The following is a 19,676-nucleotide window of genomic DNA, read 5'->3' on the forward strand; positions in this document are numbered from 1 at the left end:
TTATATCTATGTTGGAATTGAAACAAATAAGAGTTTACAAATTAAGTATTGGTAAGCTCTTGCTTTAATTCTCACCTATAAGAATTCTGAAGTGAAAATCCCACAGAGCGTTTACAATATCAATTATCCCTTCATGAGCCGAAATATTCAGCCTGAATTACAAGGGAAGCAAAAAGACGGATTAAAAAGCAGTGAGGACCATTTTTGGGAAGTCAAAAAGACAAACTTTCCCAAAAGTATCTCAGTAGGGCTAGAATAGCCTCACAAAATGCTTGGAATAAAGCGAGTGGGGACATTGAACTCTATGATAGGTTTTTTCAAGAGGAACAAATTCGCTTATATAATATAATTGATCCTAAATATGGAGAGAAGAAGGAAGAAGAATAAACTAAATTGAAGGAAGAAGAAAAAATTATAGAAGCTATAAAAGAAGGAAACGTTGAAGATATACTTCGCGGAAGACAAAAGTATCGAATTGAACCTCCAACTTTTGTTCCAGACGTTTTTCCTACAGATATAAATCAGGTACTGTTTGAATATTTTTATAATCAAAGTGATGTCAAAAACATTCAATTATTATTAGAGAACTCTTTAATTAAATTGACAAAGAGTTCAGCTACGGATTTGTATATTTCAATATTATTTTTCGATTCAATACTCTTTATGGAAGATAAGGGTATTGCCACTTTTAAAATTGATACTTCAAGATTAGTAGCTGAAATAGCATCTGGAATACAAAAATTTCGGGAAGAGTTAACGAAAAGTATAACTTTTGATAATGGATTAACAAAAAAAGACCCTATGAAAGTAATTGTCCGCTTTAATCAGAGATACAAAAACAAATATAATTTTTCAATTCTTGAGGATTAGAAATGGGTTAGAACAAATGTTAAAAAGACAATATAAATTATTCAAGAGTGTCGACGACAAAATAGCACTCACCGTCCTATATAACAGAGAAAATTATAAAATTTTAACAACCTTTATGATGACGGAAGTTCATGATTTTTATCCGGATGTTCGCGAAGCTTTGGAGAATGTCATTTCTGGAAATATGGAAGAGTACGCTTTTGATGGAAATTTATTGGGGATCGAAGTTGGAAAAGAAATAACAGAAGTTTACTTCCAATTTGAGGAAGAACTTTTAGGTGAACCTTGCTTTATTTCAACTGATGAACTATATAAATTAGTGATTGAGTGGAAAGAAATGGAAGAAAGAATGAAAAGAGGGGAAGATATTTTTCCAGTGACCATAGAGGATTAATGTTGAATAGTCTACCCTGTAACCTCTCCTCTAGCTATTCCACCTATTTCATGCTAGAATAAAGAAAAACACATTTGGAGGCATTATGAATCAGACAGTGACTTATTTGCAGGAATTGACAGCCATTCCTTCACCGACCGGTTTTACACGGGAGATCGCAGATTACTTGGTCAAAACCATTGAAGGCTTTGGGTACGAAGTAACTCGGACTGCTAAGGGAGGCGTGAATGTGACCGTTCCTGGTGTGATCACAGACAAGCAACGCTACGTCACAGCCCATGTGGACACCTTGGGGGCTATTGTCCGCGCTGTGAAAGCAGATGGCCGCCTCAAGCTAGACCGTATCGGTGGTTTCCCTTGGAATATGATTGAAGGGGAAAATTGTACAGTCCATGTAGCCAATACAGGAAAGACCCATTCGGGGACAATTTTGGTCCATCAGACTTCTTGCCACGTCTACAAGGATGCGGGAACTGTCGAGCGGACCCAGGATAATATGGAAGTCCGTCTGGATGAAAAAGTGACCAATGAGAAAGAAACCCGTGCCCTAGGTATTGAAGTGGGTGATTTTGTCAGCTTTGATCCCCGGACCATTGTGACAGACACCGGCTTTATCAAATCTCGTCACTTAGATGACAAGGTGAGTGCAGCGATTCTCTTGAATCTTCTGCGCGTGTACAAGAAAGAGCAGATCCAATTACCAGTAACGACCACCTTTGCCTTTTCAGTCTTTGAAGAAGTGGGGCACGGGGCTAATTCTAGTATTCCAGCTGAAGTGGTCGAATACTTGGCAGTGGACATGGGAGCTATGGGAGATGACCAAGCGACGGATGAATACACGGTATCCATCTGTGTCAAAGACGCTTCTGGACCGTATCACTACGAATTCCGTCAGCATTTGGTAGCCTTGGCAAAAGCCCAAGAAATCCCTTATCAATTGGATATCTATCCTTTCTATGGATCAGATGCCTCTGCAGCCATGAGCGCAGGAGCAGAAGTCAAACACGCTCTTCTCGGGGCAGGGATCGAATCTAGCCACTCATATGAGCGGACCCACTTGGATTCTGTAGTCGCAACAGAGCGCATGGTCGATGCCTACCTCAAGAGCGACTTAGTAGATTAAAAATTGGAACTACTCTCCGGAGTAGTTTTTTATAAACTAAAATTTTCTGAAAATTCCTTTTCTTCTGAAAATCTTTGTGGTATAATCTTAAAATAAACTTAAAATTTCTTAAGGAGTTTTACATGAAAAAAAGAAATGTCATTGCACTTGCGGGAGTTGCCCTCCTTTCAGCAGGTATCCTAGCAGCTTGTTCGGGTGGTTCTAAATCATCTAGCTCAAGCAACGGTCAAAAATTCTCATATGTTTATGAGACTGAGCCAGAAAACCTAAACTATATCACATCTGGTAAAGCAGCAACCCACGATATCACTGGAAACTTGATTGATGGTTTGTTTGAAAATGATAAATACGGGAACTTGATTCCATCTCTTGCAAAAGATTGGACAGTTTCGCAAGATGGCTTGACTTATACTTATAAACTTCGTGACGATGCTAAATGGTATGATTCAGAAGGCGAAGAGTATGCGGATGTAACAGCTAAAGATTTCGTCACAGGGATTAAATATGCGGCTGATAACAAATCAGAAATGCTCTACATCATCCAAGATTCTATCAAAGGCTTGAATGACTACGTCAGTGGTAAAAATAAAGATTTCTCAGCTGTAGGAGTAAAAGCAGTTGATGATCATACCCTTCAAATCACTTTGAACCAACCAGAATCTTACTGGAACTCTAAATTGACTCTTGGGATCACTTTCCCTGTCAACGAAAAATTCGTGAAATCAAAAGGGGATAAATTCGCTCAAGCAAGTGATACTAGCTCCCTTCTTTACAATGGTCCTTACATCTTGAAGAGCTTTACTTCAAAATCTTCTATCGAAATGACCAAGAATGAAAACTACTGGGATAAAGACAAGGTCTACATCTCAGATGTGAAATTGGAATTCTACGATGGACAAGACCAAAGTAAATTGGCCAAATCATTCGGTGAAAATGCTCTTAGCTTGGCTAAACTCTTCCCAACTGGATCTGGATACTCAGAGCAAGCTAAAGAATTCAAAGACGAAATCACCTACACTCCTCAAGACGCAGCTTCTTATGTTATTGGTACCAACATCGACCGTCAATCTTACAAACACACTGCTAAGAAGACCGATGAAGAAAAACAATCTACTAAGAAAGCTCTCTTGAACAAGGACTTCCGTCAAGCGATCAGCTTTGCCTTCAACCGTGAAGCGTATGCTGCTCAATTAAACGGAAAAGACGGAGCAAGCAAGATCATCCGTAACCTCTACATTCCACCAACATTTGTCCAAGCTAATGGTAAGACCTTTGGTGAAATGGTGAAAACTCAATTGGATACCTACGGAGATGAGTGGAAATCTACTAAACTAGACGATGGTCAAAATGGTCTCTTCGATGCTAAGAAAGCGAAGGAAGAGTTTGCAAAAGCGAAGACTGCCTTGGAAGCAGAAGGTGTGAAATTCCCAATTCACATCGATATGCCTGTAGACCAAACCACACCATCAAGAGTTCAACGGGTACAATCATTCAAACAATCAGTTGAAGAAGCACTTGGTAAAGAAAATATCGTCATCGATATCCAAATGCTTTCGAAAGAAGATCTTCAAAATGTGACCCTCTTTGCGCCAAATGCGGCTGGCGAAGACTGGGATCTCTCTGATAACGTTGGATGGAGCCCTGACTACCAAGACCCATCAACTTACATGGATATCTTGAAAGCTTCATCTGGTGAAAATACTAAGACTTTCCTTGGATTTGACCCAAGTGAAAACAATGAAGCAGCTAAAAAAGTTGGTCTGTACGACTTTGAAAAGATGATCAAAGATGCTGGTGCAGAAACACAAGACGTCAACAAACGCTATGAAAAATATGCGGCAGCACAAGCTTGGTTGACAGATAGCGCCCTTGTTATGCCAACTTCTTCATCAACTGGACGTCCATTCTTGACACGTATCGAACCATTCTCAGCTCCATTTGCATGGACTGGTGGTAAAGGAAAAGACCAAGTGATCTACAAAGGAATGAAACTCCAAGATAAAGCTGTGACAACTGCTGACTACAACAAAGCCCTTGAAAAATGGCAAAAAGAACAAGCAGAGTCAAATAAAAAAGCACAAGAAGATCTTAAGAAACACGTCAAATAAGAATCGATAACCGAGGCTGATGCCTCGGTTTTTTTGGAGATCATTTGAATATCTATTTGATCTAAAAACGCTTACATAGTATAATAGGAGTGTTGATTACAAAAAGTGAGGAGATTGACATGAAAAAGAAAACAATGGTTTCCATTGTCGCATCGAGCTTACTGATCGCGCCGATGGTCTTGCACCAAGTAGTAGCAGCAGACGAGCAAACGGAAGAGTTAGCCCCATCGACAGAAGTGGTCCATGCTCCATCTACTGAAGCAAGACCGACAACAAGTGACGCAAGTACTGTCACTAGTGAAGAAGCTGCAAGCTCGAATGAGGCATCGCTGGATCGGACGGCAGTTGCAAATCAAGTAGCCCCTGCTACAGAAGAACACACAAGACAAAGTGAGCCTACGGTCCCAGTAGCAACTCCAGCAGCAACAAACAGGGAAGCTGGGCCTCAATCTGCTCCTCCTTCAGAAGCTCCGGCAACAAGTCAGGATTTGGCAAAGGTCACAGGTAGCACCCTTGCAGAGGATCAAGCCTCTAAAGAGTTGACGGTCCAAGATGCTGTTAATGGCTTGCTTCAATGGGCAGCAACAGATCCTAGCCAATTGGGCCAAAGCCAAGCAGATCGCGAACGCTTTGCCAAGAGTTTAGGCTTGATTGAAAAATCAGAAGATCTGACTCGTAAGGTTAGTCAGCCAGAATTGGCCAAGATGTATGAAACAGCTAAGAAACTCTACGATGCCTACCGGGCTGAAAAGAAAAGTCCGCTCTTTTTAAATGGTCGTGCCCAGCCGATTTTCCCTTATACGACGGGAGAAAAAGCAGACCAAGACTACAAATATGAAGACAGCCAAATTGTACGCTTCCCTGTCTATGTCGAAACGGACTACGACACCGACGCAGATGGCAAGCCTGACTTAGTTAAAGCCATTGTTCAATTACCAAAAGCCGTAGCGCAAGGTGATTTTAAGGCAGCAACTATTCTCGAAGCGCGTCCTTACGTAGCGGGGACGCTCGATGAAAACTATGTGACTCTTGAAAGTTTGGGGCTTCCAACAGACGGTAGCTACGATATGAAGAAACTGCACAGTCAACCTGGAAAGAGACAGCCAGTAAGCAGTGCAACAACAGTAGAAGCAGCGAAAAAAGCCAAGGCATCGGATTGGTATTACTACAGTCCCTACGAGTATATCTATGACTACGAAGATCTGAACTGGTACGACTATTTCTTAGTTAGAGGCTATGCCTTTATCTCGAGTGCCGGACTTGGTACCAAGGGATCAGAAGGCTTTAACACGACGGGGTCTGATCTCGAAATCAATGCCTTTAAGAATATCATCGAATGGGTTAATGGCAAACGCAAGGCCTACACCGATAAGACTAGCAATGTCGAAATCAAGGCAGACTGGGCAACAGGCAATGTCGCTATGACAGGTCTCTCCTGGGCTGGAACCACGACCTTTGGTGTGGCAGCGACAGGTGTAGAAGGATTGAAGACCATCGTTCCGGCAGCAGGAATCGCCTCATGGTATGATTATTTCAATAGCCAAGGTACCCAGTTTGGTAATGCACCTTATAGTGACCTTTCATGGCTCTCCCTTTACGTTAGCACGCGGATGCTGGACCAAGATGACTGGGCAGGAATTTGGCAAAACTATTCCAACTACATCAACCAATTGAACAAGGACCAGTACGCTCATGATCGCAACTACAGTGATGTATGGAAGGAGCGGGATTATACCCTTCATCCAGAAAATCTCAAGACCAGCGCCCTGATCGTCCATGGCTTGAATGATGACAATGTCAAGACCAAGCACTTTGAACTTATGTACGATGCCCTCAAGAAAGCAGGACAAGATGTCAAGCTCTATCTTCACCAAGGAGATCACGTCTACCCAGCGGCTATGTCACGGGGATACGGCATCACCGCAAATGGTCAGGACTTTTATGATTTGCTCAATACCTGGCTGACCCATTACCTCTACGGTGTGGATAATCACGTCGAAAGTTTGCCAGCGGTTCTAGCTCAAAACAACTATGATCCAAGCAAGTGGACCAGCTATGATAACTGGAAGAGCAGTCAACGTCTCTTCTTGAATGCAAGCTCGAAACGTCTAGAAGAAACCATTTCTAGTGATTATGCGGCTGCAGGTGTTGAGATCGCTAACCGTAATGAAACAGTCAGCAAAGCCTCCTCTAAGGCCAATCTGACCTTCGTTTCTGATGTTACTGAGGACACTACGATCAAGGGCCACATCCCCGTTCATTTCAAAGCAGCTCTTGCCAAAGGTCAAGGAAAGAATTTCCAAATCAACGCTCTTTTGGTAGATGTGGCAGATGAGGACTTTGACGTGGTGGGAAATGGTAGCGTCAAGCAAGATAAAACAGCAGACGCTTTCTGGATGGGAAGCAATTTAAGCAACCTATCTGTTGCCGAATACGAAACCATCAAGACCAAGTACAAGGTGATTGCAAAAGGCTGGATCAACCTTGCGAACCCTGAGTCCGGCTACGATTCAGCCAGCTCAAGAAATAGTATCGAGCCAAAGGTGGGAGAATACCACGATTACACGGTTTATCTCCAACCAAATCTCTATACAGTTAAGAAAGGTCACAAGTTAGCGCTTGTTTTCAACACCTATGACCCGTCTGATTTAACAGTGGAGCATCCATATGAAGTGACCTTCAAGACAGATTCTATCCAGGCGGCGATTCCAATTGTCGAAAAGACACGTGCTCAAAAGGCAGCCTATGTGCCAAGTGCAACAGATACAGACTATGCGAATTTACCAGAAGTTGAAGGAGCTGCTCTAGTTGCTCCAGAAGTACACTACAAGCAAGAGTATACACTGCCAAGCCCAGAATACTTTGTTCAACCAAACCAAACTCTTCCTGAAAAAGAAGAACAGATGCAAACAGCATCATCTAGGCAAGAGAACCCTGGTATTACACTAGCTGTATCTTATGGACCTCAATTTGTTTCACAAGGATTGGCAGGAGATCCTCAAGAAGTGACACCTACAGTAGGAGGAGAGAAAGCAGACCGTATGCTTCCTCAAACAGGGAGCAAAGATCATGCTCTGGGTCTCTTAGGGGTGATCAGCCTAACAGCTTCTACCCTCATCTTTTGGCGCAATAAGAGAGAAGATGCCTAAGGAGTCCCCGTAGCAAATATTTCTAAAATGACATCATTTAGTGTAGAATAAAAGTAGAAATGCAGAATCAGTAGTCACTACTGAAAAAGGAGGAAATATGGCACACGTAATCACAGATGCAACTTTTGAACAAGAAACCAGCCAAGGCCTTGTCTTGATTGACTTTTGGGCAACTTGGTGTGGTCCATGCCGCATGCAAGCTCCAATCTTGGATCAGTTGGCAGAAGAAGTACATGAAGATGATTTGAAAATCTGTAAGATGGATGTCGATGAAAATCCAAATACAGCACGTCAATTCGGTATCATGTCGATCCCAACTCTTCTCTTTAAAAAAGATGGACAAGTTGTCAAACAAGTGGCTGGAGTTCATACGAAAGCCCAATTGAAAGAAATCATTGCAGAATTGAGCTAAAAAGAAGGGAGTGGGAAAGAACTCCGACTAGTTAAAAAGAGTTCGTTTTCCCACCCCCGCAAAGTTGATTAGATTATCTTCGGAGCTTAATAAGCGAACGAAGATACCAATCAACCACTGCGTCATACAGTTATTTCTATCAAACATCGAAGGCTGGATAATTTTTTCCAGCTTTTTTTGATGCTCTTTATTTCTTTCAAATAGACGCGATACCCATTGACAGCGTTTTCTTATAGTGCTAAAATGAAGCTGTATTTCCTATAAAATTTTTACAGGAAAAAATTCTCCTAGGAAAATGTAGATCCTAGGAGAAAATCATATATAAAGGTTATTGGCCCTCTGTATCTTGGGCTACCCAGACACTGACGGAGCGTTCTGCCACTGGGAATTCGGCAGTACCGTCTTCTTGGACTTGGACGGTTTCGCTACAATTTTCTAGGACATCATAGTAGGTGAGGCCTGCGTAGGATGAGCCGATCTCCATGACTTTTGTAGCAGCTTGGTTATTCGAAACCAAGCAGGCGATTGGTGCTGATTCTTCTGTACCTGAACGTGTCCAACCGATGCAATTAGGATCATCGAAGTAGTCCGTTTCTTCCCCATAGGCCAGATCTTTACGAACCCATAAGAGGCGATCGAGAACCTCTTGGAAACTTTCTTGCGCAAATTTGCCCTCGATCCCGTAGTAGTCTCCATAGAAGACACAAGGCAAACCAGCTTCACGAAGTAAGATCAAGGCATAGGCTGCAGGCTTAAACCATTCTTCAATGGTAGATTCCAAGGCTTGTCCTCGTTGGGTATCATGGTTGTCCACAAAGGTTACGGCTTCTTCAGGATGATTGAGCGCTAGTGTTCCGTCAAAAATAGTTCGCAGGTCGAAATTTTCACCTTCTTGACTAGCTCTGAAGAGATTTTGGTGGAGGGCTACGTCGACCAGGTCATACAGGTAATCAATGCTTTCCAAGTACTCATCGTTGGTTTCTGTGTCCCCATTCCAAAATTCACCAAAGACGTAGAAATCTTCACCATATTTTTTGGTGATATTGTGGATGAAATTCTTCATAAAGAAGGAGTCAATGTGTTTGACTGCATCCAGACGGAAGCCCTCAACCCCTGTCGTTTCGATAAACCATTCAGCCCACTGATCGAGATTTTCTACAACCTCGGGATGTTTGAAATCGATATCGGCGTACATGAGGTAATCGTAGTTTCCGTTTTCTTTGTCTACCAGATCTCCATGAGCCCAACCTTTGTTGTCCCCTTGGATTTGGTAGATCCCATTCTTATTACGTGAAGCATCGTAGTCAGTACCGGTGAAATGGTACCAATGCCAGTGGAAGTCATTATAGGCGCCATTTCGGCCATCAAAGGTGAATTTAGTCCATCCTTGAATGGTGAAGGGCTCAGTGAGAACCTTGTTTCGATCCATAGGATCGACCTCAACGACCTCGAATTCCTCTAAGCCATCAGCAGCAGCTTTATGGTTGAGAACGACATCGGCCATTGGTTGAATCCCTGCATCTTTGAGGGCTTGAATAGCTTGAAGATAGTCGTCTTTGAAACCATATTTGGTGCGAACCGTTCCTTTTTGGTCGAACTCGCCCAAATCAAAGAGGTCATAGACTCCGTACCCAACGTCATTGTTAGAAGTAGATTTAAAAGCAGGCGGCATCCAGACTTTACGAATACCCAAGTCTGCTAAGTGTTGCGCATCTTCAGCAAGACGCGTCCAGTGGTTCCCATCAGCGGGCAAATACCACTCAAAATATTGCATTAAGGTTTGATTTTCCATTTTTATTTCTTCTTTCATGTGAATGTCCCTATTTTACCAAAAATAGTTGGATGCGACAAACTTTTGCGCTGGAAGCAAGCCCTTTCTAGAAAAGAAATCGCATACATGAAAGAAATGAAGTGAGAATATAACATAATAGAGTCGGGTTCCGCTAGGACTGACTTTGAAAATGGTGAAAGGAGACCATTTTATGAAAAAAACAACTCTTGTTTCTCTACTCGTTGCAGGTTTACTGATTAGTCCTGCTGTACTCGCCCAGCATGTGCAAGCAGACCAAGTAAGCAGCACAACTACTGAAGAGACGATGACTCCTTCAGCGACAAGCTCTGAAGTTACTGAAACAGTGACCTCGACCCAAGGAGACACTAAAGAAACCGTACAGCCTGAAAAAGTAGAAGAGGTTTCAGAAACTAACCGACCAACCACTTCACCAACCGCTCCGACAACTACTCCGACAACTGAGCTACATGAAGAACCTGCTTCAAGTCCAACGGTAGTGAGCGCCCCAACTGTTGAGTCCACTCTAACCAATCAGCCAAGCCCTGCATCTGCGACGCCTACCGTTAGCAGTCAAGAGGAGCGCGCGACTCCAAAAGTAACCCAAGGAGACTTGGCTGAAATTACTGGTGCAACTGTAACCGACCAGGATCGTGAAAAAGAAGTCACTGTGACGGAGGCAGTCAATCAACTATTGAACTGGGCTTCAAGCAAGGAAAATCAAGTCGGATCTACTGATAAAGACCGATTAGCTTTTGCCAAGAGCCTAGGGATGGTCAAGGAAGGAGCGGAGGGTTCTGCTCCAGTTACTAATCTCACTTCGATGGTTGATGTAGCCAAACAGCTCCGTGCCGCTTACCGAGCTGACAAGAAGACACCTCTCTTTTTGAATGGCAAAGCACAACCTATTTTCCCATTTACGCCAGGGGACGATCCGGAGCATTACTCCTATGACAAGAGTGACATCGTCCGCTATATTGTCTATGTGGAAACTGATTATGATACGGACGGAGATGGCAAGCCTGACTTGGTCAAGACCTTTGTGCAGGTGCCAAAAGCTGCTGTCAATGGGGACTATAAAGCTGCGACCATCTTTGAAGCCAGCCCTTATGTAACAGGAACGACAGAAGAGCGTACCTTAGAGGGAATTGGTCTCAAAGAAGGTGGAAACTTCGATATGGCCAAGCTCTATGAAAAACCTGCCAAACGCCAAGCAACCAAGACTGTTACGACAGAAGAAGTAGCCAAAGCGACTGATCCAAAAGATTGGTACTACGTCAATCCGCGTGAAAGCTCTGAAGATTATACGCATTATGATTACGAAAATCTCAACTGGTACAATTATTTCTTAGTTCGTGGTTATGCAGTGGTGACCAGCAGTGGTTTGGGCTCAAAAGGATCAGACGGGATCAATACGACCGGCTCTGACCTTGAAGTCGCAGCTTATAAAAATATTGTTGAGTGGCTCAATGGCAAACGCAAAGCTTACTCAGATAAGACTAGCAACCAGGAAGTCAAGGCGGACTGGTCCAACGGAAACGTCGCCATGACTGGTTTGTCTTGGGCAGGTACGACAACATTTGGTGTAGCTTCTACTGGGGTAGAAGGCCTCAAGACCATTGTGCCAGCTGCAGGGATTGCTAGTTGGTATGACCATTTCAACAGCCAAGGATCTCCTCTTGATACCGGAGCTTCCAATGACCTATCTTGGCTATCTGTCTATACCTCAGGCCGAATCCTTGATAAGGAAGATTGGGACAAGATCAAGGATTATTATGCAGCCTATATCACCAAGCTCAATGAGCTCCAACACAAGGATGGTCATAATTACAACGAAGAATATGCTAAACGCGACTACACGCTCAATGCAGCCAACTTGAAAGCAGCCCCTCTCATCATCCAAGGGCTCAATGATGACAATGTCAAACCCAAACATTTTGAACTCATGTTAGAAGCCTATAAAAAGGCGGGGATTGATCCCAAGGTCTTGCTCCACCAGGGCAATCACATCTATCCATCTACTCGTTGGTCAGGGACAGAAGTCGCAGGCCAAGCCTTTAATGACCTGATGAATCTCTGGTATAGCCATTACCTCTACGGTATTGAAAATGGGATTGAAAACCTTCCACAAGTAACAGCTCAGGACAATCTAGATCCAAGTAAATGGCGTCGTTTTGATAAATGGGATACCAATAATGCCATCTCTGCTCGAATCTACTCAAAACGGGAGGATGTGACAGTAACCGGTGATTACTATGGTACGGGAAATAACTGGACTACACGTAACCAAGATGCGGCCTTCCATTCCTCAGAAGTAGCGGCTTCCTATGCAGCACCTGTCGACCAAGATGTCACCATCAAAGGGCATATTCCTGTGCATTTTAGCGCTGCTTTTGTCAAGGGAGACAAAAACCATGCCCATGTCAGTGCGACCTTGATGGATGTCTCAGACGAAGACTTTGATGTGGTCAAAGAAGAAATCACCTATGACAAAGACGGTTACAGCACACGCACATTGGACAAGGAAACGATCGACGAGACAGGCTACTGGAATGGTAGCAACCTTGAAACCTTACCTCTCAAACGTTACAAGACCCACAAGGTTAAGAGTGTGGTGATTGCGCGTGGTTGGATGAATCTGGCCAATCCAGCATCTCGCTATGACTCAGCAAGTTCTAGTCATTCTATTGATCTGAAAGAAAATGAATATCATGATTACACCATGTATCTGCAACCAAATCTCTATACAGTGAAAAAAGGCCATCGACTGGTTTTGAGTTTGCACACCTATGATCCGGATTATATTTATTTTGCAGATCCTTATGAAGTGACCTTCAAGACAGATTCTATTTCTGCAACGATTCCAATCGTTGAAGACAGTCGGTCTCTCTTGTTCCGTTATCAACCAAGTGAAAAAGATACAGAGTATGCGTCATTGGCAGATCGGATCTTGCCAATTGCAACCATTCAACCAAAAGTAGATCCTGAACAAGACCCAAGTCCAGTAGATCAAGCAGAAAAACCAATTGTTCCAAGTAATCTAATGACTCCAACCAATCCAGCTATTTCTGAAATTCCTCAAAAACCAAGCCACGGTCGGGATCTGATGGACTTCCGTAAGGAACAAAAAGAAGAAACTGCACAAGAATTGGCTCAAAGAGCTGATAAAGATAAGATAGAAGTGACAAGCCAACCAAGCCTTCCAAAAACAGGTCAAGCAACAAGCCCTTGGACCCTCTTTGGCTTCCTAGGACTCATGCTCACCAGCCTCTTGTCACTTGGCAAAGCTCACAAAGATGAATAATAGAAAAGAAGGATGGAGAGAAAGTGAAAACCACCAATAGAGAGAGCATCGAAACGATTTTTACCGAAGCCTTGGCGATTCCAAGCTTCACCAATACTGAGACCGAACAAGGAATCGAAGCCTACCTGGATCAACGGATTGGACAGATCCCCTATTTCAAGGAACATCCGGACTATTTTGGACGCTATCAGGTGCCACAGGATCACTTGCATCGATCGGTCAATTGGGCCTTGGTTGATAAGGGCAAGAAAAAAACAGTAATCCTTTTCCATCACCATGATACAGTCGATCTAGAAGACTATGGAAATTTGGCAGAAATCGCGCTCGATTCTGATCAAGTAGCAGAAGCCTTGAAAACACTGGATAGGCGGCAAGATATGCAGGAAGATTTAGCTTCTGGGGATTGGAAATTTGGCAGAGGGTCTTGCGATATGAAAGCAGCCCTAGCCCTTCAATTGGGGGTTCTGGAAGCCTATGCGGCAGATCCCTCAGGAGGCCAGGTCAATCTGCTCTATCTCTCTGTTGGAGACGAGGAATCTTATTCACGTGGGATGCGTGGAGCCTTGGGCCTCCTCACAGATTTGCAGGAAAAGTTTGATCTGAATTATGTATTAGCAGTGGATTCAGAACCCTTTGAATCGGAAGTAGGAAAAGAAAAGGTCCTTCACATTGGCACAGTCGGCAAACTCATGCCAGTCGTTGTGGCGCAAGGCGTCTTGTCCCATATGAAGGAGCCCCTTAAAGGGATCAATGCCTTGTCCCTCTTAGTAGCCATCGCAAGCCAGCTAGATCTTCATCCCGATCTGGCAGATCAAGCCTTGGGAGAAACGTCTCCCCTTCCTTCTTGGTCCTATCTCAGAGATTTGAAGGAGCAGTACGATGTATCGACCGTGCTCTATGCGGCTGGTTATTTCAGTGTATTGCATTTGAAGAAAACACCGCGAGAGCTCTTGCAACGTATCTATGAGCTTAGTCAGGAGGCCTTGGACACCTTTTACAAGAAGTATGAGCACTTGCAGGATCAGGCTGGCCAAGAACATGTTATTGCAAAGCCAAGAGTCATCACCTATCAAGAACTAGAGGAACGTTGCCAAGCCTTAGAGGGTTATGAAGCCTTTAGAGAAGCTTCTAATAAAAAAGCGGAGCAAGATTTTCGTAATGGGACCAGCTACCAGAGCCTTGCGATTCAGCAAATCCAGCGACTCCTTGAGTTTCTCGGAGATAAGGATCCTATGGTGGTCATCGGTTTTGCGCCCCCATATTATCCTTCCATGAATTGCCGCTTTTTAGACAATACCGATTTCAATATCGTGTCCCTCATCACGGATTACCGCGAGTATCTGGACACAAGAGGTTACCTCTTAAAAGTCGAAGAATACTTTATGGGGATTAACGACACCAGTTATTGTGCCTTGGAAAAGGATGTAGCTTCTTATCAAGTCGTCCTGGATAGTCTAGCCACACCAGCCCAGGTCTATGATCTGGATCTGGAAAAAATTGCTCAAATTCAGGTTCCAGCAGTCAATCTAGGACCATGGGGCAAAGAATTGCACAAGCGAGGAGAGCGGGTCTACAAAGAAGACTTCTTGGAGACCATTCCAAACTATTTACTAGAATTGCTCTACCATTTCGATGATCGCTTATCAACAGAATAAGAAAAAACGGTCCCAATGAGGATCAATTAGGGAGTTAACATGATTACATTTCACGGAGTTACCAAAGATTACGATGGGCATATTGCCCTCAACCACTTGGATCTGACCATCGAAGACGGGCAAATTGTCGGCTTGATTGGCCATAACGGAGCTGGAAAGTCAACGACGATTAAGAGCCTGGTCAGTGTCATCACCCCAACCACTGGATCCATTGAAGTGGATGGTCAGGACCTCTATAGCCATCGACTGGCAATCAAAAAGAAGATCGGTTATGTGGCAGATTCGCCAGATCTTTTCTTGCGTCTCACAGCCAATGAATTCTGGGAGTTGGTTGCGACTTCTTATGATATGAGTCAGAAAGACTGTGACCAACGCCTAGAGGAGCTTCTTAGGATCTTTGATTTTCAGAGCCACCGCTATGAAGTGATTGAATCCTTTTCACATGGGATGCGCCAGAAGGTCTTCGTCATTGCAGCCCTCTTGTCAGATCCAGATATCTGGGTCTTGGACGAACCGATGACCGGTTTAGACCCACAGGCTTCTTACGATTTAAAACAAATGATGCGCCAGCATGCGGATCGTGGCAAGACGGTTATTTTCTCTACCCATGTCTTAGAAGTGGCCGAACAACTCTGTGATAAAATCGCCATTCTCAAAAAAGGAAATCTTATTTTCTATGGGACGATCGAGGAATTGAAAGGTCAACACCCCGAACAAAGTCTGGAAAGTATCTATCTCAGCCTAGCGGGTCGGAAGGAAGAAGGTGGCGATCATGCGTCTTAAGATCATCCAGCAGCTGGTCAATGTTAATATCATCTATGCCAGTCAGCCTGCTCAGATCGCAAAATTACGTGCCAAACAGGCCAAAAAACCGGACGTCAAACTCAATGTTGCCCGTAAATCGGTGCTCAACTATCTCTTTTTAGGCCTGGTCTATTTCCTCATATTTGGCTTGCTCTTTAGCATCTATGATTTTGTCCATCAACCAGCCTTCTTTGTCAATATGGTGGCCCTCTTTTCCTTGATGACCATTTCCCAAGGATTTATGAGCTTTTACAATGTCTTTTATGAAAGCAAGGACCTCCAATTTTACCGGCCCTATGCCTTCTCAGATGCGGAAGTCATTGCTGGAAAGAGTATCTCGGTCATCCTGACCCTTCTCATGGCTATCCTTCCCTTGGTCAGCTATTTTCTGATCCTGCCTGTCCAAGCAGGTGGCTTTAATCCGTTAGGGATCCTACTAGGACTCTTTTGTGCCTTAATTCTCTTAGGCGTTCTCTTTTTAGCGACGATCATCCTATCCCATCTGATCACTAAGACCCTCTTTTTCAAAAAACACACGACCCTGGTCTCCAACATCATGGTCGGAGTTGGTTCTCTTCTGAGTCTAGGAGCTTATCTCTATCTGAATCTAGTTCAGACCCATCGGGTAGAAGTGACGGGTGGCGAAGATATTCCCATTCTATTTCCACCTTTTGTTGCCTTTCATCAGTTCATCCTCCATCCTTTTGATGGAGGAGCGATCCTTGGCCTTCTGGGCTGGATAGCGGTGCTTTTGGTCTTGATCGGCCTGGTTCGAAAACTTGTGATTCCGCAGTTCTATGACGCGGCCCTTGCAGTTGCGACCAACCAAACCGTCAAAGAGCGTGTGAAAGTGCTCCATGTTGGTCAGAAAGACTCCTTTAGACGATTTGTCATTCAGTATCATCGCAGACTCTTGAGCGATGGGACCCTTATGGTGCAAGTCCTCTTGATGATGAGTATTCTGCCTTATATTTTCCTCCTCAGTGGAGCAGCAGGTGCATCGAAAAATATAGGAGGACTCAGTCCTTACTTGACGCCCCAGTATCTGGTGCCACTGACCCTTGTTGCCATCTTGATCGGTGTTTTCAATAGTTTTGGAGGCTTGACCAGTATCGGTATTTCGCTAGAGCGCGAAAATTTTGAGTACTTGAGATCCCTCCCTATTGATTTCAAACGCTATCTTTTCATGAAGTTTTGGTTGCTCTATCTGGTGCAATCCATCCTTCCTGTCATTCTTCTAGTTGGCGTTTGTCTCTATTTTGGCGTCCATCCCTTGGCTATCCTTGCCATGTTGCTGATCTGGGTTGTAACAACCATTCCGATCTGCATCCGAGACTATGTCAAAGATTTTCAGAACTTTAGCACCAATTGGACCAATATCACGGAGTTAATGACCCGTCATCGTGGGAATGCAGTTCTTCAGTCTATTCTCTTGATTGTCTTTCTCTTTGTGATGTTTCTCTTGATCATTGTCAGCTTCATTTGGACCTATCATTCCGTCAGCACCCTGCTGGCTGTGATCCTTTATAGTGTCATCCTGCTAATTGGAGCAGGGATCAGCTATACCATCTACCGCAAAAAAATCCGTACTCTCTACCAAGAGATCGGAGAGTAAAAAGAGAGAGTGGGACAGAAATCGGTCATTCGTTAGAATTCGATTTCGTCGTCCCACCTCCGCACAGTTGAGTAGGGCTGTAAAGCTGATGAAATCAGCGTAGTAGAGCCCACTCAACCACTGCGTCTTGCTCGACAATCCAAAAATAATTGAGAGGCTAGGACTTTTGTCCCAGCCTCTTTTTTAGTGGAAACTTAAATTTCATAGCCCATGAGGAGGCCGCCTTCTTCGGCATAGAAACTACATAGTCCGGAAGTAGGGAGGACTTCGATGTTTGCACGGGCAAATTTTTCACGGACCAATTCAGAGAATTGCTCGATAAATTTTTCATTGTTGCGGTGGGCGATGGTGATATGTCCGCCATTATAGCCTGCCTTGATTAATTCATCAAAAGCTGCCTTGATCGCTTTCTTTTGGCCCCGTGCTTTTTGAAGCAACTCAAGGGTACCGGTCTTACTAGCTTCGCCGACCATACGGATATTGAGGAGTCCGACAACAGTCCCGATCAATTTGCTGAGACGCCCATTTTTGACCAGATTGTCGACCTTGGCCAAAACAAAGAGCAACTTCGTCTTAGACTGGTAGGTGGTGATCACATCGACCACTTGATCAAAATCGAGGCCTTCAGCGACCAACTGATTGAGCTTGCGAACGATCAGGTCCACCTCACCCCCAGCTGATAAGCTATTAATGACATGGATATTGGTATTCGGATGCTCTTCCAGATAAATCTTCTTAGCGACCTCAGCACTATTGTAGCTACCTGAAAGGGTTCCAGTGATGGTGACTACGACAATATTTTCAGCCCCTTCAAAGGACTTCATGTAGTCATCAGGACTCGGGCAGGCAGACTTAGAAGCAGTCGTGGTCGCATACATCTCCTCCATCATCTGATCGATATTGAGCTGGGCATCATCTGTATAGATGGTGTCACCCACTTGGATGGTCAATGGGACACTGACAAACTCCGTATCTGGTGCCAGATTGTCCAAAGAGCGGTAGTCACAGCCTGAATCCGCAATAATTTTCCATTTCATCAGTTCATACCTCATAATTGTATAAAAATGTACATTGACAAGTAGTATGTCTTCTTTTACAATTATATCATGAAGAGCAATGCTATCCAAGCAGATATCATCAGGTGAGACAGATAGAAAGTAAATGTTATGGCAGAAAGAAAAATATCCGAGAAATCCTTGGAAAATCTCAAACGATTTAACCGAGAAAACAATGCGATTACACGAGAATCCATCGAAATCTCTCTCCTACAATTATTGGAGAAAAAAGATCTGAAAAAGATCACCATCTCTGAGCTGGTTCAGCGTGCAGGTGTCTCTCGCGCAGCCTTTTACCGTAATTATGACTCCAAGGAAGAGATTCTAGAGTCCATCTTTCAATCTAGTATTGCAAAGATTACCAAGTCTTTAGATGGCTACAACCTCAAGACAGATCTCTACCAAGTCTGGGTCTACCTCTTTAAGGAAGTCAAGAAAGAAGCCAAAATCATTAGCTTGGCCATTGATTATAATTTTGAGCGACTCTTGACAAAGGCAGTCTATGACTTTTTAGAAAAACGCAATGGCAGCTCCTCGAATGGCGCTGGCAGCTACCTCAATTCCTTCTGGAGCTCAGCCATTGTCTCTGTCATCTCCAAATGGATCAAGGATGGCATGAAGATTCCCGCTGAGAAGATCGCTACGTTAGGCCTACCCCTCTTTCCACAAAAGAAAAAGTAAACACCACCGAGAGGTGGTTTTAAAGTAAACTGCACATCTCCGTAACGAGCTCATATGAATAGATAAAACTGAGCAGAGATTAAACAAAGGACAAGAACGATGATCGAAGAACAAATCCAAGCTGCTAAGCAGTATGTTAAAACCTTATTTGCTGATCGAGCGGATGGCCATGATGTGGAGCATACCCTCCGCGTTTATACCAATGCTATGAAAATCGCACAAGCAGAAGGTCCATGTGATCTGGAGATAGTGGGCTTGTCAGCTCTTCTTCACGATGCTGATGATGATAAATTGTTTCATACAGAGAATAATGCGAATGCTCGCATGTTTCTAGAAGAGATCAGTATTCCTCAAGACCAAATCGACCAGATTTGTCGGGTTATCAATGCTGTTTCTTTCAGCAAAAATCGTGGGAAGCATCCAGAAACCTTAGAAGGCAAGATTGTCCAGGATGCAGACCGCCTGGATGCGATAGGAGCTGTAGGAATTGCGCGAACTTTTTCCTATGGTGGCTACAAAGGGAGGTCCCTCACTGATACCGTCCAACATTTCCATGACAAGTTGCTTCTCTTAAAAGATGAAATGAACACGGAGACTGCCAAACAAATGGCAGAAAATCGCCATCAGTTTTTAATCACCTTTCTAAAAGAACTAGAGAAGGAACTGGACTGAGTAAAATATTGAAATTAACTTTTATAAAAGACTCATTTGAAAGGA

Annotated in this window: 15 protein-coding genes; 13 read left to right on the plus strand and 2 right to left on the minus strand. The window is 43.7% G+C overall.

Going from position 1 to position 19,676, the window contains the following annotated elements; all coding sequences use genetic code 11:
• Positions 1-204 precede the first annotated feature (204 nt).
• The 7 genes from NML76_RS00130 to trxA all read left to right on the plus strand — a co-directional run bounded on the left by NML76_RS00130 (position 205) and on the right by trxA (position 8,056).
• Positions 205-387: a hypothetical protein gene (locus NML76_RS00130; RefSeq protein WP_049491878.1), complete on the plus strand. Its 183-nt coding sequence runs from the start codon at positions 205-207 to the stop codon at positions 385-387.
• A 6-nt stretch (positions 388-393) separates the two neighbouring features.
• The gene (locus NML76_RS00135; protein ID WP_049491876.1) at positions 394-870 is read left to right on the plus strand and encodes a hypothetical protein; all 477 of its coding nucleotides are present in this window, start codon (positions 394-396) and stop codon (positions 868-870) included.
• A gap of 16 nt (positions 871-886) precedes the next feature.
• On the plus strand, positions 887-1,264 hold the full coding sequence (locus NML76_RS00140) for a hypothetical protein (protein ID WP_129824538.1): 378 nt from the start codon (positions 887-889) through the stop codon (positions 1,262-1,264).
• A gap of 85 nt (positions 1,265-1,349) precedes the next feature.
• Positions 1,350-2,387: a M42 family metallopeptidase gene (locus NML76_RS00145; RefSeq protein WP_254732352.1), complete on the plus strand. Its 1,038-nt coding sequence runs from the start codon at positions 1,350-1,352 to the stop codon at positions 2,385-2,387.
• A 122-nt stretch (positions 2,388-2,509) separates the two neighbouring features.
• A complete protein-coding gene (locus NML76_RS00150) occupies positions 2,510-4,495 on the plus strand; it encodes a peptide ABC transporter substrate-binding protein (RefSeq protein ID WP_254732354.1) in 1,986 nt (661 codons plus the stop codon).
• A 119-nt stretch (positions 4,496-4,614) separates the two neighbouring features.
• Positions 4,615-7,644, plus strand: coding sequence for a CocE/NonD family hydrolase (locus NML76_RS00155; RefSeq protein ID WP_254732356.1), 3,030 nt, complete (start codon positions 4,615-4,617; stop codon positions 7,642-7,644).
• Positions 7,645-7,741: 97 nt separating this feature from the next.
• The gene (gene trxA / locus NML76_RS00160) at positions 7,742-8,056 is read left to right on the plus strand and encodes a thioredoxin (protein ID WP_003002728.1); all 315 of its coding nucleotides are present in this window, start codon (positions 7,742-7,744) and stop codon (positions 8,054-8,056) included.
• Positions 8,057-8,384: 328 nt separating this feature from the next.
• Here trxA and NML76_RS00165 read toward each other — a convergent pair whose 3' ends face one another.
• Positions 8,385-9,866: an alpha-amylase gene (locus tag NML76_RS00165; RefSeq protein WP_254732358.1), complete on the minus strand. Its 1,482-nt coding sequence runs from the start codon at positions 9,864-9,866 to the stop codon at positions 8,385-8,387.
• Positions 9,867-10,038: 172 nt separating this feature from the next.
• Here NML76_RS00165 and NML76_RS00170 point away from each other — a divergent pair, with 172 nt between their 5' ends.
• Genes NML76_RS00170 through NML76_RS00185 form a run of 4 tightly spaced genes read left to right on the plus strand, consistent with a single transcriptional unit; the run spans position 10,039 to position 17,223 of the window.
• Entirely contained in the window at positions 10,039-13,149 is a 3,111-nt protein-coding gene (locus NML76_RS00170; RefSeq protein WP_254732360.1) for a CocE/NonD family hydrolase, read from the plus strand.
• Between the two features lie 23 nt (positions 13,150-13,172).
• Positions 13,173-14,804: a M20/M25/M40 family metallo-hydrolase gene (locus tag NML76_RS00175; RefSeq protein ID WP_254732362.1), complete on the plus strand. Its 1,632-nt coding sequence runs from the start codon at positions 13,173-13,175 to the stop codon at positions 14,802-14,804.
• 39 nt (positions 14,805-14,843) lie between these two features.
• Positions 14,844-15,587 (plus strand): ABC transporter ATP-binding protein, encoded by a 744-nt coding sequence (locus NML76_RS00180; protein ID WP_003010968.1) that lies wholly within the window; start codon positions 14,844-14,846, stop codon positions 15,585-15,587.
• The gene (locus NML76_RS00185) at positions 15,577-17,223 is read left to right on the plus strand and encodes a hypothetical protein (RefSeq protein ID WP_254732364.1); all 1,647 of its coding nucleotides are present in this window, start codon (positions 15,577-15,579) and stop codon (positions 17,221-17,223) included. The genes NML76_RS00180 and NML76_RS00185 overlap by 11 nt, the downstream gene beginning before the upstream one ends.
• 194 nt (positions 17,224-17,417) lie before the next feature.
• On the opposite strand, the gene NML76_RS00190 is transcribed toward NML76_RS00185, so the two are convergent.
• Positions 17,418-18,260 (minus strand): DegV family protein, encoded by an 843-nt coding sequence (locus tag NML76_RS00190; RefSeq protein WP_254732366.1) that lies wholly within the window; start codon positions 18,258-18,260, stop codon positions 17,418-17,420.
• A 129-nt stretch (positions 18,261-18,389) separates the two neighbouring features.
• Here NML76_RS00190 and NML76_RS00195 point away from each other — a divergent pair, with 129 nt between their 5' ends.
• Both NML76_RS00195 and NML76_RS00200 read left to right on the plus strand, forming a co-directional pair.
• Positions 18,390-18,959, plus strand: a complete 570-nt coding sequence (locus NML76_RS00195) for a TetR/AcrR family transcriptional regulator (protein WP_003010925.1) — start codon at positions 18,390-18,392, stop codon at positions 18,957-18,959.
• 99 nt (positions 18,960-19,058) lie between these two features.
• Positions 19,059-19,631: an HD domain-containing protein gene (locus tag NML76_RS00200; RefSeq protein ID WP_118095308.1), complete on the plus strand. Its 573-nt coding sequence runs from the start codon at positions 19,059-19,061 to the stop codon at positions 19,629-19,631.
• Positions 19,632-19,676 lie beyond the last annotated feature (45 nt).

It is taken from the genome of Streptococcus sp. CF8_Ac1-9, assembly GCF_024295565.1.
GTDB lineage: Bacteria > Bacillota > Bacilli > Lactobacillales > Streptococcaceae > Streptococcus > Streptococcus parasanguinis_X.

Bases quoted from the DNA above. Each gene is read 5' to 3' on its own strand.
- NML76_RS00140 (WP_129824538.1), top strand. From the start codon at position 887: ATGTTAAAAAGACAATATAAATTATTCAAGAGTGTCGACGACAAAATA.
- NML76_RS00145 (WP_254732352.1), top strand. From the start codon at position 1,350: ATGAATCAGACAGTGACTTATTTGCAGGAATTGACAGCCATTCCTTCA.
- NML76_RS00150 (WP_254732354.1), top strand. From the start codon at position 2,510: ATGAAAAAAAGAAATGTCATTGCACTTGCGGGAGTTGCCCTCCTTTCA.
- NML76_RS00155 (WP_254732356.1), top strand. From the start codon at position 4,615: ATGAAAAAGAAAACAATGGTTTCCATTGTCGCATCGAGCTTACTGATC.
- trxA (WP_003002728.1), top strand. From the start codon at position 7,742: ATGGCACACGTAATCACAGATGCAACTTTTGAACAAGAAACCAGCCAA.
- NML76_RS00165 (WP_254732358.1), bottom strand. From the start codon at position 9,866: ATGAAAGAAGAAATAAAAATGGAAAATCAAACCTTAATGCAATATTTT.
- NML76_RS00170 (WP_254732360.1), top strand. From the start codon at position 10,039: ATGAAAAAAACAACTCTTGTTTCTCTACTCGTTGCAGGTTTACTGATT.
- NML76_RS00180 (WP_003010968.1), top strand. From the start codon at position 14,844: ATGATTACATTTCACGGAGTTACCAAAGATTACGATGGGCATATTGCC.
- NML76_RS00185 (WP_254732364.1), top strand. From the start codon at position 15,577: ATGCGTCTTAAGATCATCCAGCAGCTGGTCAATGTTAATATCATCTAT.
- NML76_RS00190 (WP_254732366.1), bottom strand. From the start codon at position 18,260: ATGAAATGGAAAATTATTGCGGATTCAGGCTGTGACTACCGCTCTTTG.
- NML76_RS00195 (WP_003010925.1), top strand. From the start codon at position 18,390: ATGGCAGAAAGAAAAATATCCGAGAAATCCTTGGAAAATCTCAAACGA.
- NML76_RS00200 (WP_118095308.1), top strand. From the start codon at position 19,059: ATGATCGAAGAACAAATCCAAGCTGCTAAGCAGTATGTTAAAACCTTA.